This window comes from Terrabacter ginsenosidimutans (assembly GCF_039539425.1).
Classification (GTDB): domain Bacteria; phylum Actinomycetota; class Actinomycetes; order Actinomycetales; family Dermatophilaceae; genus Terrabacter; species Terrabacter ginsenosidimutans.
In genome coordinates this window covers 1,054,513-1,068,768 of record NZ_BAABDC010000001.1, presented here as the reverse complement: position 1 = coordinate 1,068,768, position 14,256 = coordinate 1,054,513, and the positions used below count along the sequence as shown (strand labels likewise).

At 73.3% G+C, this 14,256-nt stretch carries 16 protein-coding genes; 10 read left to right on the top strand and 6 right to left on the bottom strand.

Annotated features, from left to right (window positions below; all coding sequences use genetic code 11):
- Positions 1–79 precede the first annotated feature (79 nt).
- From ABD831_RS05005 to tatA, 4 genes are all read left to right on the top strand, one after another.
- The gene (locus ABD831_RS05005; protein WP_344942424.1) at positions 80–802 is read left to right on the top strand and encodes a DUF4396 domain-containing protein; all 723 of its coding nucleotides are present in this window, start codon (positions 80–82) and stop codon (positions 800–802) included.
- Between the two features lie 37 nt (positions 803–839).
- The gene (locus ABD831_RS05000) at positions 840–1,505 is read left to right on the top strand and encodes a peptidoglycan DD-metalloendopeptidase family protein (protein WP_344942421.1); all 666 of its coding nucleotides are present in this window, start codon (positions 840–842) and stop codon (positions 1,503–1,505) included.
- A 106-nt stretch (positions 1,506–1,611) separates the two neighbouring features.
- Positions 1,612–2,439 (top strand): DinB family protein, encoded by an 828-nt coding sequence (locus tag ABD831_RS04995; protein ID WP_344942418.1) that lies wholly within the window; start codon positions 1,612–1,614, stop codon positions 2,437–2,439.
- Positions 2,440–2,560: 121 nt separating this feature from the next.
- The gene (gene tatA, locus ABD831_RS04990) at positions 2,561–2,803 is read left to right on the top strand and encodes a Sec-independent protein translocase subunit TatA (protein ID WP_344942414.1); all 243 of its coding nucleotides are present in this window, start codon (positions 2,561–2,563) and stop codon (positions 2,801–2,803) included.
- 167 nt (positions 2,804–2,970) lie between these two features.
- Here tatA and ABD831_RS04985 read toward each other — a convergent pair whose 3' ends face one another.
- Positions 2,971–4,164: a RimK family alpha-L-glutamate ligase gene (locus ABD831_RS04985; protein ID WP_344942410.1), complete on the bottom strand. Its 1,194-nt coding sequence runs from the start codon at positions 4,162–4,164 to the stop codon at positions 2,971–2,973.
- 24 nt (positions 4,165–4,188) lie between these two features.
- On the opposite strand from ABD831_RS04985, the gene ABD831_RS04980 reads away from it, so the two are divergent.
- Positions 4,189–4,665, top strand: coding sequence for an ATP-dependent zinc protease family protein (locus ABD831_RS04980; protein ID WP_344942407.1), 477 nt, complete (start codon positions 4,189–4,191; stop codon positions 4,663–4,665).
- Here the strand turns inward: ABD831_RS04980 and ABD831_RS04975 are convergent.
- The gene (locus ABD831_RS04975) at positions 4,587–5,897 is read right to left on the bottom strand and encodes an MFS transporter (RefSeq protein ID WP_344942404.1); all 1,311 of its coding nucleotides are present in this window, start codon (positions 5,895–5,897) and stop codon (positions 4,587–4,589) included. The two genes, ABD831_RS04980 and ABD831_RS04975, sit on opposite strands and share 79 nt — an antisense overlap.
- A gap of 57 nt (positions 5,898–5,954) precedes the next feature.
- On the opposite strand from ABD831_RS04975, the gene ABD831_RS04970 reads away from it, so the two are divergent.
- The gene (locus tag ABD831_RS04970; RefSeq protein ID WP_344942401.1) at positions 5,955–6,533 is read left to right on the top strand and encodes a CGNR zinc finger domain-containing protein; all 579 of its coding nucleotides are present in this window, start codon (positions 5,955–5,957) and stop codon (positions 6,531–6,533) included.
- Positions 6,534–6,555: 22 nt separating this feature from the next.
- On the opposite strand, the gene ABD831_RS04965 is transcribed toward ABD831_RS04970, so the two are convergent.
- Positions 6,556–7,551 (bottom strand): NAD-dependent epimerase/dehydratase family protein, encoded by a 996-nt coding sequence (locus ABD831_RS04965; RefSeq protein ID WP_344942398.1) that lies wholly within the window; start codon positions 7,549–7,551, stop codon positions 6,556–6,558.
- A 174-nt stretch (positions 7,552–7,725) separates the two neighbouring features.
- Here ABD831_RS04965 and ABD831_RS04960 point away from each other — a divergent pair, with 174 nt between their 5' ends.
- Positions 7,726–8,355, top strand: coding sequence for a DNA topoisomerase IV subunit B family protein (locus tag ABD831_RS04960; protein WP_344942395.1), 630 nt, complete (start codon positions 7,726–7,728; stop codon positions 8,353–8,355).
- A gap of 3 nt (positions 8,356–8,358) precedes the next feature.
- Here ABD831_RS04960 and ABD831_RS04955 read toward each other — a convergent pair whose 3' ends face one another.
- Positions 8,359–8,877 carry a hypothetical protein gene (locus ABD831_RS04955; protein ID WP_344942392.1) on the bottom strand — a complete coding sequence of 173 codons (519 nt, stop codon included), beginning with the start codon at positions 8,875–8,877 and terminating at the stop codon, positions 8,359–8,361.
- A gap of 176 nt (positions 8,878–9,053) precedes the next feature.
- Between ABD831_RS04955 and ABD831_RS04950 the strand changes: the two genes are divergently transcribed.
- Both ABD831_RS04950 and ABD831_RS04945 read left to right on the top strand, forming a co-directional pair.
- Positions 9,054–10,388, top strand: a complete 1,335-nt coding sequence (locus tag ABD831_RS04950; protein ID WP_344942389.1) for a C1 family peptidase — start codon at positions 9,054–9,056, stop codon at positions 10,386–10,388.
- The gene (locus tag ABD831_RS04945) at positions 10,385–11,308 is read left to right on the top strand and encodes an amidohydrolase family protein (protein ID WP_344942386.1); all 924 of its coding nucleotides are present in this window, start codon (positions 10,385–10,387) and stop codon (positions 11,306–11,308) included. The genes ABD831_RS04950 and ABD831_RS04945 overlap by 4 nt, the downstream gene beginning before the upstream one ends.
- On the opposite strand, the gene ABD831_RS04940 is transcribed toward ABD831_RS04945, so the two are convergent.
- Together ABD831_RS04940 and ABD831_RS04935 are read right to left on the bottom strand one after the other, a co-directional pair.
- Positions 11,301–12,389, bottom strand: coding sequence for an alpha/beta hydrolase family protein (locus ABD831_RS04940; protein WP_344942384.1), 1,089 nt, complete (start codon positions 12,387–12,389; stop codon positions 11,301–11,303). The two genes, ABD831_RS04945 and ABD831_RS04940, sit on opposite strands and share 8 nt — an antisense overlap.
- Positions 12,390–12,558: 169 nt before the next feature.
- Positions 12,559–13,695 (bottom strand): glycoside hydrolase family 76 protein, encoded by a 1,137-nt coding sequence (locus ABD831_RS04935; protein ID WP_344942383.1) that lies wholly within the window; start codon positions 13,693–13,695, stop codon positions 12,559–12,561.
- Between the two features lie 163 nt (positions 13,696–13,858).
- Here ABD831_RS04935 and ABD831_RS04930 point away from each other — a divergent pair, with 163 nt between their 5' ends.
- Positions 13,859–14,254: a YciI family protein gene (locus ABD831_RS04930; protein WP_344942381.1), complete on the top strand. Its 396-nt coding sequence runs from the start codon at positions 13,859–13,861 to the stop codon at positions 14,252–14,254.
- The last annotated feature ends 2 nt before the right edge of the window (positions 14,255–14,256 follow it).

Below are 14,256 nucleotides of genomic sequence, written 5' to 3'. Positions count from 1 at the left end.
ATGCCCGGCGGTGGCGACTCGTTGTCCGACCCAGACCTATATACCCGTGGGGGGTATATCAGAGTGAGAGGGCGAGACCATGAGTGACGCAGCACCCGCACCGCACGCCGAGCACACTTCCCCTGCCCACAGCGCCCACGCGCCGCACGCCGGCCACGCCGCCCATGCCACCCACGAGGGCCATGGCGGCAGCCTCGTGTCGATGGCGGCCAGCGCCACCCTCCACTGCCTCACCGGCTGTGCGATCGGCGAGATCCTCGGGCTCATGCTCGGCACCGCGGCCGGTCTCGGCAACGGGCAGACGATCGCCTTGTCGGTCGCCCTGGCCTTCCTCTTCGGCTACACCCTCTCGAGCCTGCCCCTGCTGCGCAGCGGCCTGGCCCTCGGTGCAGCGCTGCGGCTCGTCCTGGCCGCGGACACCGTCTCGATCCTCACGATGGAGGTCGTCGACAACCTCGTCATGGCCGTCATCCCCGGCGCGATGAACGCGGGCCTCGTCAACGCGGTCTTCTGGGTCGGCATGTCGATCTCGCTCGTCGCGGCCTTTCTCGCCGCCTACCCGGTCAACCGCTACCTGCTCGCCCGCGGCAAGGGTCACGCGCTGACGCACGAGCACCACGGCGCGGCCGGCGCGGTCACCGGCGCCCGCCGCTTCATCCCGGTGCTGCCGACCTCGGCGCTCGCGGCCGCCATCGCCGCCTTCATGCTGGGTGGCCTCGTCGTCTCCGTGGCCAACGGTCTCGCGGCCTCGGCATCGGCCGAGGCTCCGGCGCCCGTCCACGCCGCGTCCAGCACTCGCTGACCGGCCGCCGGGACCGGTCACGGGGCAGAGTGGACGCATGACGACCCCCGGGCCCCACGACGAGGTGCCCGTCGTGCTGGACCTCCCCTTCCGGGGCGGGGGGTGGATGGCCCGCAACAGCCCGGCCCGACGCGTGCCGAGCCATGGGACGCGCCTGTTCGGCACGGCATACGCCATCGACTTCGTCGCCGTCGACGAGCACGGCCTGCCGGCGCCGCGGACGTGGCGCACGGCGTTCTCGGTGGAGCGGCCGGAGCTCTTCCGCGGGTTCGGCGAGCCGCTGCTCGCGCCGGCTGCGGGGCGGGTGGTCGCGACCCACGACGGGGAGGTCGACCATGTCGCCCGCCGCTCCCAGCTCACCCTCCTGGCGTATGCCATGGGTCAGGCCGGGCGGGTCCGTGGTGGTCCGCCCGCGGTCGCCGGCAACCACGTCGTCATCGCCCTCGCTCCGGTCGGTCCCTACGTGCTGCTGGCCCACCTGCAGCGGGGCTCGCTGGGGGTCGCCCCCGGCGACGCCGTGGCCACCGGCGACGTGGTGGGCCGCTGCGGCAACTCGGGCAACAGCACCCAGCCGCACGTGCACGTGCAGGTCACCGACTCGGTCGACTGGGCGTCGGCGCAGGGGCTGCCGATGCTCTTCCGGCGCCCGACCGGCGGGGGCGCCTGGATGCCGACCGAGTCCGAGGTCGTCGTCGTGCCGTGACCCGGACCCGGCGCGACCCGGGCCGAAAAGGTGCGGAAGGGACGCGCAAGGGACGCGGAACGTCCGGGATGGGTCCTACGCTGCCCGTGACGCGAAGGAGGCAGGGATGGGCGACGTGGCCTATGACGACCAGCGAGGGGCCCGGTTCGAGCGGGTCCGGCTCACCGGGGCGAGCTTCGAGGACGTCTACCTCGACGGCGCGCGCCTGCACGACGTCGACCTGCGGGGCGCCACGCTGCGCATGGTCGACCTGCGCGGCCTGCGGGCCCGCGACGTCTGGCTCGAGGACGTCGACATCACCGGTGACGTCGAGAACGTCCGCATCAACGGCGTCGACATCGCCCCGCTCGTCGAGGCCGAGCTCGACCGGCGCGACCCCGACCGTCCGAAGATGCGGCCGACCGACGCAGACGGCTACCGCGAGGCCTGGGACGTCGTCGAGCGGCTCTGGGCCGGGACGGTCGACCGGGCGCGCACGTTCGCGCCCGAGCTGCTGCACGAGCGGGTCGACGGGGAGTGGTCGTTCATCGAGACGCTGCGCCACCTCGTCTTCGCCACCGATGCCTGGGTGTGCCGGGCGCTGCTCGGTGACCCCGAGCCGTGGGACGCCCTCGACCTGCCCCACGACGACATGCCCGACAGCCCTCCGGTGCCGCGCGACCGCCAGGTCCGCCCGTCGCTCGACGCGGTCCTCGCGCTGCGCGCCGACCGCATGGCGACCGTGCGCAGGGTCGTCGACGACCTCACCGACGAGGCGCTCGCCGGCACGACCGAGCCGGTCCTCGAGCCCGGCTACCCGGAGCCCGAGCCGTATGCCGTGACCCGGGTCCTGCGCACGATCCTCAACGAGGAGTACCTCCACCGGCTCTACGCCGAGCGCGACCTCGACGCGCTCGCGGCCGGCGCGGGCCCGGGAGCGGCTCCGACGCCCTGACGCCCGGCGAGGTCCCAGCGCGTCCTCGGCCGCTTCCCAGCCGGGACTCCTACGGTGCCCCATCACCATGCGTGCGCGGGTGCCGGCAGTGGCCGGTCCCGCTGACCCTCAGGAGGTTCCCGTGGCCGATCTCGGGTGGCCGGAGCTCACCATCATCGCCATCGCCGTCGTGGTCCTCTTCGGCTGGAAGCGCATGCCCGACATGGCCCGCAGCCTCGGGCGGTCGGCGCGCATCTTCAAGTCCGAGGTGGACCAGATGAAGACGCCGGACCCGGTTGCCGAGGCCGACGAGCGGGCGGCATCCGCCGACGCCGAGGTCGCTCGCCTGCGCGAGGAGCTCGAGGCGCGACGGCACCAGGCGTGACGCAGCCCGCCTGCCGGCATACGCCCGTCCGGTCCGGCAGCGGCGGGGACGGATGACGAAGGTTCCCGCGCAGACGGGACGCGCTCGTGCTCAGGCAGCCCGTCGCCGACCGCGAAGGTGCGTCACCCTTTCCAGAAGGACGTATGCCGTGTGCCGGGCGCAGCCGCTCAGGCGACGGTGTGGATCGGGTCGCTCGGCAGCTTGCGCACCTTGGCCCGGCGCCGGCGCCGCTCGGGGATCATCGAGCGCATCTCCTCGAGGCGGCCGAAGCAGAGCAGCCGGTCCTCGGCCTCGAGCACGACGCGGCGGCGGGGGTTGGGGATGACGCTCGCGCCGCGGTGCAGGGTGAGCACCTGGAGGTCGCGCTCCTCGAGACCGGAGTCGCCGATCGTCTTGCCGATGATGTCGGCGCCCGCGTGGACGACGAGCTCGGCGACGCCGTAGCCCGTCGACACCGTGAGGCGCTGGCGCACGTCGATCTCGGGGAAGGCGACCTGCCCGGCGATGTGGTCGATGATCGCGCCGGCGACGTCGAGCTCGGTCGCGGTCTCGATGCCCTCGAGCCCGGGGGAGGAGTTGACCTCCATGACGAGCGGCCCGTCGTTGCCCTCGAGCATGTCGACACCGGCGACTCGCAGGCCCATGATCTGCGCCGACCGGACCGCGGCCTGCTCGTACTCCGGGGTCAGCTCGACCGGCTCGACGGTGCCGCCGCGGTGGACGTTGGAGCGGAACTCGTCGCCGCTGGCCCGGCGCCGCATGGCCGCGACCACGCGGTCGCCGACGACGAGCGCGCGGATGTCGCGGCCCCGGCTCTCGGTCACGAAGCTCTGGATGAGGACGTTCTGCTTGGTGCTGTGCAGTGTCTCGATGATCGCCTCGGCGATCTTGATGTCCGGCGCGAGGATGACGCCGATGCCCTGGGTGCCCTCGAGCAGCTTGATGACGACGGGCGCACCGCCGACGCGCTCGATGGCAGGCATGACGTCGGCGCGGTTGCGCACGAAGGTCGTCGCCGGCATCCCGATCTGGTGGCGCGAGAGGATCTGGGCCGCTCGGAGCTTGTCGCGGGCGTTGGCGATGCCGTTCGCGGTGTTGGGCGTGTAGACGTCCATCTGCTCGAACTGGCGCACGACGGCCGTGCCGAAGTAGGTGATGGAGCTGCCGATGCGCGGCAGGATCGCGTCGTAGTCCGACAGCGGCCGCCCGCGGAACTGCAGGTCGGGCTCGGGGCCCGACAGGTCGATGGCGAAGCGGAGCGTGTTGAGCACCCGCACCTGGTGTCCGCGGTCGAGCGCTGCGGTGCGCAGGCGCTGCGTCGAGTAGGCACGCGGCGCGCGCGAGAGGATCGCGAGTTTCATGCAGGGTCCTGCCAAGATGGGCGGGTGTCTGGGCCGGCCTATTCAAGCACTCCCGTCGGGTGGCGGGAGTGGGTCTCCCTGCCCGAGGCGGGGCTGCCGTGGCTCAAGGCCAAGATCGACACGGGCGCGCGCACGTCGTCGCTGCACGCCGAGGACATCGAGGAGTTCGACCGCGACGGCGAGCCGTGGGTCCGCTTCACCGTGCACCCGTGGCAGGACACCTCCGACGACACGCAGACGGTCGAGTGCCCGGTCCACGACCGGCGCAGCGTGCGCAGCTCGTCGGGCCACGTGACCAAGCGCTACGTCGTGCGCCTCGACCTCACGCTCGCGGGCCGCACGGTGCCTGCCGAGGTCACCCTGAGCAAGCGCGACCGGATGGGCTTCCGCATGCTCGTCGGTCGAGAGGCGCTGCGCCAGGGCTACGTCGTGGACCCCTCGCGCTCGTATGCCGGTGGCCGCCCTCCCAAGGACGTCCGCCGCCGCAACCGCGGCCACTGACCCGCGCGGACGACCGCCGACCCGAGCAGGGCGATGCCGGCTGCGCCGAACGGCGCTCCGGGGCCGTATGCCGTGCCGAGCGTCGCGAGGACCGCCGGCGCGACCGACGTGGCGAGGCCCCACGTGAGTCCCAGCACGGCGAGGTAGGTGCCGCGCGCACCGTCGGGAGCGAGAGTGCCGGCGCGGGCCATCGTCGTGGCGATGACGAGGAGGCTGCCGACGTCGAAGACGACGAGACCGGCTGCTAGTCCGGCGGGATGGACGGCGACGGCAATCAGGCCGAGACCAGCCGCTGCGGTCACCTCACCGACGAGGAGGACGCCGCAGTCGTCGGTGCGGCGCCGGAGCGCGGCGGCAAGCCACGCGCCCGGGACGCTCGCGGCGGCGCCGGCGGCGAGGATCCACCCCGTCGTGGCGGGGGCGAGGCCCCGCTGTTCGACGAGGAGCGGCACGCCGAAGACGACGACCATCGTCACGGTCGCGACGACGGTCCCGAACGCGACGAGCGACCGCAGCCGTCGGTCCATGAGGGCGCCGACCCAGCGCGCACGAGCTGGCGTCGAGCGCACGTCGGTCGCGCCCCGGATCTCGGGCACCGCGCCCACGCCACCCGTGGCCCGAGCGAGCGGTCGCCCTCCCTCGCCGGCCGCACCCGCCACGCCGGGCAGGCACGCCGCGACGAGAGCGGCGCAGGCCAGGCAGGTGGCGGCATCGACGACGAAGAGCCAGCGCAGCCCGAACCCCGACACCGCAGCCGCGACGAGCCCGGCCAGCACGCCCGCGACGGCGAGCGAGGCGCCCAGGGCGGAGTAGGCGACGGCGCGGTCGTGCTCGGGCACGAGGTCGCTGACGAGGGCCTGGGTCGGGGGCTCGACGATCTCGTACGCCAGACCGAGCAGGACGGCGCCGGCGAGCACGCCCGACGTCGTGGGCGCGGCCGCGATGACGAGCTGGGCCGCCGCGCACCCGACGAGACCGAGCAGCATGGTCGGCCGGTGGCCCCAGCCGTCGGCGAGGTGGCCGCCGAGGATGCGGGACGGGATCGTGGCGACGCCGAAGCACGTCAGGGCGAGCGCGATCTCGCCCGGTCCGGCGCCGAGCTCGCGGGCGAGGAGGACGCCGAGGAAGGCCATCGAGAAGCCGCCGAGCCGGTTGACGCACCGGGCCGCGATGAGGACCCACAGCCGGGCGGGGAGAGGTGCCGCTCGAGGAGTGGGGGCTGCCCGGTCCATCACGAGCTCCTGACTGTCGAACTAGACTTTGGCAGTCACGAACCTACGATCCGAGAGGTGACTGGTCAAATGCGGTTCGACAGTCACATCGAGCGCCTGCTCGACGTCACGGCAGCGCTCGTCAACCTCGCGAGCCCCGGCGAGGCCCGCGGGACGGCCTACGTCCCTCCCGTCGGACGTGACCTCCTGCGTGGCGTGCGCGAGGCGACGTCGACACCCGACCGGCGCTCGCGGCCCACGGCGGCACAGGCGCACGCGCTCCTCGAGGTCGTGCCCCGGGCGCGGGCGGTCTTCGAGGCCGCGGCCCGCGACGACCTGGCCACGGCGGCCGGCGTCGTCAACGACCTGCTCGACGCCACCGCTGCGCGTCCGCGGCTCGACCCCGACGCCGAGGGCCGGTTCCAGCTGCACTTCCACGGTCCCGACGACGGCTATGTGCGGGGCTGGCAGGCGGGACTCGCGTCGGGCCTCGCCGTCGCGCTCGGCAGCGACCTCGGGGGTCGGCTCGGCGTGTGCGACGCCCCGGGGTGCGACCGCGTCTACGTCGACGGCTCGAAGAACGGGACCCGCCGGTTCTGCTCGCCGCAGTGCCAGAGCCGCGTCAAGGCCGCCGCCCACCGCGCGCGCACGCGCTGACGCGGACGGAGCTCGTGGAGGCTCAGGTCGTCGCGTCGTGGAGGGCGAGGAGGCGCTCTTCGGCGGCGGCGTCCATCGGGCCGCCGCCGCGGTTGGTCGGGCGCTCGGGCAGCCCCTCGCGCTGGAGCCAGGCCCACGTGTCGGCCACCGTCTGCGGCATCGGCCGGACGCGCAGCCCCGCGGCCGCCGCGGCGGCGGTGTCGAGCGAGTGCAGGCCGGCGAGCTCACCGGTCGGGGGCACCCAGATCGGCAGCTCGGTCCACGGCTCGACGCCGGCGGCCTCGACCGTGGCCGGGTCGAGCCAGACGAGCTCTGCGTCGCTCTGCGTCACGGTGCGCACCTCGTCGAGCAGGGCGCCGATCGTCGTGTGGCCCGGCTCGCTCACCGTGTTGAAGGTGCCGACCGGCCGCGACCCGAGCACCCAGTCCGCGATGTCGCGGCCGTCGACGTACTGCAACGGGCGGTCGTGGGGCCCGGGCGCCGGGACCCGGCCGCCCGCGGCGATCCGGCGCAGCCAGAACGGCAGCCGGCCGACCATCTCGTAGGGCCCGAGGATGAGCCCGGCCCGGGCGATCGCGACGTCGCCGTCGAACTCCTCCTGCACCGCGAGCTCGCCCCCGCGCTTGGCTGCGGCGTAGTCGGCGCTCTCCGCCGACGCCGGGTCGCCGTCGACGACCGGGGCGCCTTCGCCCGACCCGGGCTCGATCGGCCAGGTGTAGACCGAGCACGACGAGATGTAGGTGTAGTGCGGAACCCGCCCGCGCAGCAGTCGTGCCGACGTCTGCACCGCGACCGGCGCTGCGGACCACGTGTCGACGACCGCGTCCCACTCGTCGTCACCGAGGGCCGCGCGCATCGCCTCCGGGTCGAGCCGGTCCGCGTGCCGCGCCGAGGCTCCCTCGACGGGGGTGCCGCTGACGCCGCGGGTCACGGTCGTGACCTCGTCGCCACGAGCGAGGGCGGCCTCGACGAACGCGCGGCCGACGTGATGGGTGCCTCCGAGCACGAGCAGTCTCATGGGCTCGATCCTCGCCCCGGGATGCCGCCGCGCCAAGGACCTTCGCTCTCGGCGTGAGGAGTGTCAGGCCCAGTCGGCGATCGGGAACGCTGGCCCCATGACCCGGCTGCCGCTGCTCTGCCGGACCCTCGACAGACCCGCGGGTGAGGCGCTCGCGTCTGGGAGGGTGGCCGGATGGGAGCCACGCATGACTGGAGCGAGCCGGTCGACCTCAGCCACCTCGAGGAGATCCGCCGGGATGCGAGGGCGCTCGCACCCGGTGGGCCTCTGCACCTCGCCCTCGAGGTGCTCGCCTATCCGGTCGACGAGGCCGCCGAGGGGACGACGACCCGCATCCGCGTCGTGCTGCACGCGGACGGCTCGGTCTCCGTGGCCGACGACGGTCGGGGCACCGAGACGCGCGTCGACGCCGACGGGGTCGCGCGGGTCAAGCCGATCATGGCCACGAAGGACCTGCGCTTCTACGGCCGCGACGACGCGCCGCTGCTCCCCGACGGACACCGTCGCTCGGGCATCTCCGTCGTCGCCGCCCTCAGCGAGTGGGTGGTCCACACGAACCGCCGCGCCGAGGGTGGGTGGCAGCAGCGCTTCGAGCGCGGGTTGCCGCAGGGCGCGCTCGAGGCCCTGGCCGGGCCGGGGAGGCCGGGGACCGTCGTGCACTTCCGGCCCGACGCGGCGCTGGTGCCCGGGGTCGTCGATGCCGACGACGTGCGCCGGTTGGCGAGTGCGTATGCCGCGACCGTCCCTGTCGAGGTCGTCGCCGAGCACCGTGTCGGTGACGGTCGGGGGCCGGCCGCGAGCTGACGCTCAGGAGCCGTCCCGGTCCGACGTGCTGTCGCGCTTCTGGCTGAGGACGAAGACGAGGAGCGTGTAGCCGGCGAAGACGACCCCTGCTGCGAGCGCAGTCACGTAGAGCGCCGCCTCCGTGCCCGGCCACCGGCCCAGCACGATGAGGACCAGGCTGCCCGCGAGCACGATGTGCAGCGGAAGGCCCACGACGGGGAAGAACCGGTCCAGGCGCTCGAGGCTGCGGTTGAGGGCCTTGGTCTCGGGTCTGCGGACGAAGGCGGTCATGAAGGCGACCCAGATGGCGAGGGCCACAAGAGCCGATGGCAGCCAGAGCCCGTGACCCACGACGCCGTAGCGACTCACGACAACCGGGACGAGGGAGGAGACCACCACCCAGACGCCGAGCGCGAGCACCGCCTGGAGGTAGACGACGTCGTGGACATCGGTGACGTGCGCGCTCCTCAGGCTGATGAGGGCGCCGAACCCTATGAAGACGCCGGCGATCTCGGCGAAGTGCACGAACAGCTCGGTCTCCACGGTGCCCACCTCCAGGCGGCTCGAGCCGCCGCGACCTCTACCTCGAGGCTATTCGCGAGGCGCAGCCGTCGTGGGTGGTCCGACCCGGCTGTGACCGGGCGCTCACCGGAGTGGCCCCTCGGCGCAGGGCCCCGGCATACGATGCGAGGATCCCGAGAAGCTCGAAGGAGTGGCCCATGCCGCACGACCTCGCCCCCGACCTCGTCGAGCGCCTCACGAAGGCGTTCGAGGCCGACCCCACCGCACGGATGCTGCAGAACGCCGTCACGACGACCTCGGTCGACGACATCGCACTCGACCGCCGGGTCGTGACGAGCATCGACCACTCGGTCTCGCACCTGCTCGACGACTGGGCGGCGACGTCGCAGGAGAAGAGCGGCCGCTGCTGGCTCTTTGCGGGCACCAACCTGCTGCGCGCCGGCGCGCGGGAGAAGCTAGGCGTCAAGGACTTCGAGTTCTCGCAGAACCACCTGCTCTTCTGGGACAAGTTCGAGAAGGCCAACCACTGGCTCGAGTCGATCATCGCGACGGCCGGCCGTGACGTCGACGACCGCACCGTCGCCCACCTGCTCGCCACCCCGGCCGAGGACGGCGGCCAGTGGAACATGTTCGTCGCGCTCGTGGTCAAGCACGGCCTCGTGCCGAAGGTCGCGATGCCCGAGACGAAGAGCTCGAGCAACACGCGCCTGATGAACCGCGACCTCAGCACCATCCTGCGCCAGGCCGCGCGAGACCTGCGGGCCCGTGCGGCTGCCGGCGAGGGCGCCGACGACCTCCAGGACGCCAAGGAGCAGGTGCTCGCCTCGGTCCACCGACTCCTGTGCATCCACCTCGGCACGCCGCCGGAGTCGTTCGTCTGGCAGTGGAAGGACACCGACGGCGGCTTCCACCGCGACGGCGCGATGACGCCGCTCGAGTTCGCCGAGCGCTACGTCACGGTGCCGCTCGAGGACTACGTCTGCCTCGTCAACGACCCGCGCGCCAGCAGCCCCTACGGCCGGACGTTCACCGTCGAGCACCTCGGCAACGTCGTCGGCGCCCCACCTGTCACCTACCTCAACGTCGAGCCCGACCTCATGAAGTCGCTGGCCGCGCAGGCGATCGTCGGCGGCGAGCCGGTGTGGTTCGGCTGCGACACCGGGCAGATGTCCCACGCCGACCTCGGCGTCTGGGACGCGGCCCTCTTCGACCACGCGGCGGTCTACGGCACCGAGCCCAGCCTCGGCAAGGCCGACCGCCTGCTGCACCACGAGTCGCTCATGACGCACGCGATGCTCTTCACCGGCGTCGACCTCCACGACGAGGTGCCCCGCCGGTGGCGCGTCGAGAACAGCTGGGGCACCGAGAAGGGCGACAAGGGCTTCATGACGATGAACGACTCCTGGTTCGCCGAGTTCGTGTTCGAGGTGGCCGTGCGCCGAGACGCGTTGCCCGCGGAGCTGCGGGAGGCGCTGCGTCAGGACCCGATCGTGCTCCCCGCCTGGGACCCGATGGGCGCCCTCGCCCGTTGAGCGGGGCGCGTCAGGCGACACCGGAGCACCCCACGACACCGGGCCCGGGGACGGACGCCGGGGTGCCGGCATACGTCCGCTCGCTCGGGCTGCCCGGTCTCGCCGACGTGCACGTGCACTTCCTGCCCGACGCGATGCAGCGCAAGGTCTGGGCCTACTTCGACGAGGCCGAGCTGCACTACGGGCTGCCGTGGCCGATCAGCTACCGCGTCGACGAGGAGCGTCGTCTCGAGACCCTGCGCGCGCTGGGGCTCCGGGCGATCCCGGCTCTCGTCTACCCGCACAAGCCGGGCATGGTGGCGTGGCTCAACGAGTGGTGCGCCGACTTCGCCCGTCGCGTGCCCGACGCCGTGCACTGCGCGACCTTCTACCCCGAGCCCGGCATCGGCGACGAGGTCGCGGCGGCGCTCGACGACGGGGCGCGGCTGTTCAAGATGCACGTCCAGGTCGGCGACTTCACCCCCGACGACGATCGCCTCGAGCCGGCGTGGGCGCGTCTCGAGGCCGCCCGGGTGCCCGTCGTCCTCCATGCGGGCTCGGCGCCCATCCGCGGCACCCACACAGGGCCGTCGGCGGTGCGTGAGGTGCTGCGGCGGCACCCCGACCTGGTGCTCGTCATCGCGCACCTCGGCATGCCGGAGTACCACGAGTTCGCCGACCTCGCAGACGAGTTCACGGGCGTCCACCTCGACACGACGATGAGCGGGACCGACTTCACCGACCGCTTGGCGCCGTTCCCCGAGGGCTACGTCGAGCGCCTCGGTGCCCTGCGCGACCGGGTCGTGCTCGGCTCGGACTTCCCGAGCATCCCCTACCCGTACGCCCACCAGCTCGAGGCGCTCGCCCGACTCGGTCTGGGTGACGACTGGATGCGGGCGGTGCTGTGGCACAACGGCGCCCGTCTGATGGGACTCACCTGAGGTTGCGGGCCAAGAAGGCCTCCGTGCGCCGGATCGAGGTGTCCCACTGCGGTGACGTCAGGGTGTGGCGGCCGCCGGGGTAGACGTCGAGCTCGACCGACTTGCCCTCCGCGCGCAGCGCCGCGACCGACTCGCGCGACCACGAGAGCGGGCAGTCCTCGTCGGCCGTGCCGTGGTGGATCAGGAGCGGCTCGGTGATGCGCCCGAAGTAGGTGCGGGGACTCGTCGCCGCCCACGCCGTCGGGTTCGCCTCCGGGGTGCCGAGACGGTCGATGACGGCCCGCGCGGCGCCCGCCCGGGACGCGTCACGGCGCACCCACTTGTCGAAGTTGTCGACGGTGTCCGAGCTCACCGGCGCGTAGGCCACGGCCGCGCGGAACAGGCCGGGCCGCACGACCAGCACGTTGTAGACCACCCCTCCACCCATGGACCGCCCGACGATCGCCAGCCGGTCGGGATCGACGTAGGCGACCTTCTGCAGCGCGAGCCCGGCGTTGACGGCGTCGACCGTGTAGCCCGCGCGCAGGTTCGCGTCGTTGCGTGGGTCCTTGTCGGACTGCGCGTGGTTGCGGTAGTCGATGTGCAGCGTCACGTAGCCCTGCCGCGCGAGGTGGTCGCGCTCGCGGAGCATCGTCTCGCCGTTGGTGTAGGTGGCGGGGTCGACGTAGCCGTGCGCGAGGACGACGGCCGGGAACGGACCCTTCCCGCGCGGGATGTTGATGCGGCCCGAGATCGTCAGCCCGTTGCTCTCGTAGGTGACGAAGTACTGCCGGTAGGCGCTCGTGCTGCCGCGCTCGCGCCCCAGCCTGAGGTTGCCGCCGTCGTAGCGCGTCGCGATGAGCGCCTCGATCGAGGCCGGGTCGGGTGCGGGCTTCGGAGCACTCGACGAGGGAGTGGAGCTGGGAGTGCCCGTCGTCGGCGCGCTCGTGACGGGTGGCGTGGTCGTGCTGCTGCTGGCGTATGCCGTGGGGCCCGGTCCCGTGGTGCCGCCACCCCGTTGGTCGGTGGGCCCCGCGGTCGTACAGGCGCCGAGCAGGGCGCCGGCGGTCAGGCCGACGACGAGAGCTCGGGGAGTGCGCACCCCCCGAGTCTCACCCGGGACCGCCGCGATTCCCAGCCCGCTCCCAGTCCTCGTGCCCGATCCGAGACCTCGGCGACCCACCGACGACCGTTGGTCGCGCCGGCCCTCCGACACGCCGCGCGACACGCCGGGAACGGGCGGGACGGCATACCAAAGGTCGTCGGTCGGCTCAGGCGAGAGTGGCGGCAGCCTCGAGGACGGTCCAGGCCTGCAGCTGCGGCGACAGCTCGAGCGGCAGCCCCGGTGCCGGCCCGCCGGGCGCCAACGGGAAGACCGTCGGGTCCCGGTGCCCCGCGACGCGCAGGCTCCCGCGTCCGCGCCACAACGCGTCGGCCGTGTCGCGGACGAGCCGGCCGGCGACGGCGCGCACGTCGTCGTCGAGCCCGGACCCGGCGGCCGCCGCCAGCGCGAGGTAGCGCACGAGGATGCCGGTGAAGAGGCCGCCGTCCCCGCCGCCGTGCGTCCGCAGCACCTGCGACCCGTCCACCGGGGCGGTCAGCCGGGCATCGACGGCTCTGACGAGCGCCTCCGCGCGGGTGAGGCTCGTGGGGTCCCCCAGCGTGACGAGCGCGCCGAGCGCCGTGCCCTGGTTGTAGGACCAGACGTCCGGCACGAGCACCTCCGCGCCGCCCTTCAGCCGTATGCCGTCCAGCACCATCCCGCTCTCGGGTGACCACAGCCGCGCAAAGAGCCAGTCGACGAGCCGGCGCGCCTCGTCCGTCTCGCCGCGGCGGGCGAGGTGCAGGGCGGCCGGGCCCGTGGCGGGACTGTTCTTGAAGTCGCGGTCCCGGCTCCAGAACAGGCCGCCGCCGAGGTCGTCGGTGTGCGCGGTGCGGAGCTGCTCGGTGAGGTGGCGGCCGGCCGAGTCGAGCCGTCGTCTCCGGGCCGTGCGACCGATCGCGTCGTGGAGGGTCTGCAGCCGGCCCGAGGCGAGGGCGAGCCACGCCATGTCGTCGTAGAAGTCGTTGACCCAGCGCACCCGGTTGCGCAGCCGGATCGTGCTGAGCAGCCGGTCCCCCCGCGCGGCGTGCTGCTGAACGCCCGCCATGTCGCCCGTCCGCAGGGCCCTCAGGCCCGCGTCGACGACGGCATCGAGGTAGTGCGCCTGCCACCAGTAGTGCCACGTGCCGCGGAACCGGCCGAAGGGCCCCGACCCGACCGGTGCCGGGTGCGCGACGCGGGCCAGGTGCGTGAGCGGAAGCCCGCCGAGGGAGCCGCCGAAGAGGGCGGTGACCGACCGCTCCGCCTCGGCCGCCCGCTCGTCGAGGGCGGTGAGGGGCTGGCCGGGGCGTGCGTCTGCGGACACGCAGCGACGCTATCGCGGCGCACGCCGGTCGGGCGTCTGTGGCAGGGTCGGGCAGGTGTCGAGACGGCGCCCACCGCTCCGACGTCCCTCATGAACGAGGGACGCACGAGGGCCGATCGCCGCGACGCGCGCGAGACGACGGCGTGGAGACGAAGGAGTCGACGTGAAGTACCTGCTGATGATCTGGAGCAACCCGCAGACGTGGGGGCACCCGATCTTCCTGCGCACGCCCGAGGCCGCCGCGATGACCGACGAGGGGCGCGCCGCGATGCTGCGCGACTTCGAGGAGCTGATGACCGAGATCAGCGAGTCGGGTGAGCTCGTCACCGCCCAGGCGCTCGCAGACCCGCTCACGGCGCGGAGCGTCCGGGTGCGTGAGGGCGAGAGCCTCGTCACCGACGGCCCGTTCGTCGAGTCGAAGGAGCAGATGGCCGGCTACTTCGTCGTCGACTGCGCGACGCCCGAGCGGGCCGAGGAGATCGCCGGGCGCTTCCCCGACGCGCGGTTCGCCGGCGTCGAGGTGCGTCCGCTCATGGGCGGTTCGGCCGAGGACCTCTGAGA